The sequence below is a fragment of the Frankia sp. AgKG'84/4 genome (assembly GCF_023242965.2).
In the GTDB taxonomy this organism is placed as follows: Bacteria; Actinomycetota; Actinomycetes; order Frankiales; family Frankiaceae; genus Frankia.
In genome coordinates, this window is sequence record NZ_JALKFU020000920.1 from 1 (window position 1) to 780 (window position 780).

1 protein-coding gene is annotated in these 780 nt (G+C 75.9%); it reads left to right on the forward strand.

Features of this window, described 5'->3' with window-relative positions; all coding sequences use genetic code 11:
• Nucleotides 1-780: NAD(P)/FAD-dependent oxidoreductase (locus MXD58_RS26040; RefSeq protein ID WP_518478693.1), on the forward strand; the 780-nt coding region annotated here is incomplete at both ends.

Consider the following 780-nt stretch of genomic DNA (forward strand, 5'->3'; position numbering starts at 1 on the left):
GGCCGGCCTGCTCGGCACGGCCAGCGGCGGCGGGCGGGTCACCGGCGTGCGGATCCGCCCCGACGGGGACGGTGCCGACCCGGACGCCATCACGGAGCTGCCCGCCGAGCTGGTCGTCGATGCCAGCGGGCGCAACTCCCGCAGCCTGGACTGGCTGGCCGCCCGCGGCCAGCAACCCCCGCCGATCTCGCGGGTCACCGTCGACCTCGGCTACTCCTCCCGCCTCTACGAACGTCGCCCCGAGCACCTCGACGGCGAGAACAGCATCATCGTGGCCACCGCGCCCGGGCTCCTCGGTGCGGGCGTGGCCCGCACCGAGGACTCCCGGTGGATCGTCACCCTCGCGGGTCTGCTCGGCCAGCACCCGCCGACCGACGAGGCCGGTTTCCTGGCGTTCGCCCGCGGCCTGCCCGTGCCGGACGTGTACGACCTGCTCCGCGCCGCCACCCCGCTGACCGCGCCCGTGCCGTTCCGGTTCCGGGAGTCGGTGCGGCGTCACTTCGAGGCGCTGCGTGATCCCCTCGACGGCCTCGTCGTCCTCGGCGACGCCCTGTGCAGCTTCAACCCGCTCTACGCCCAGGGCATGACGGTCGCCGCCCAGCAGGCACTGGTGCTGCGCGGGACCCTGGCCGCCGGCCTGCCCGGCGTACCGCGCCGCTTCTACGGTGCGGTCACGCCCGTCCTGGACGTCGCCTGGGACATGGCGACGTCCTCGGACCTGCGCTACCCGCGGGTCACCGGCCGGCGCAGCCCGCGCGGGCGGGTGACCGGCGCGTACGC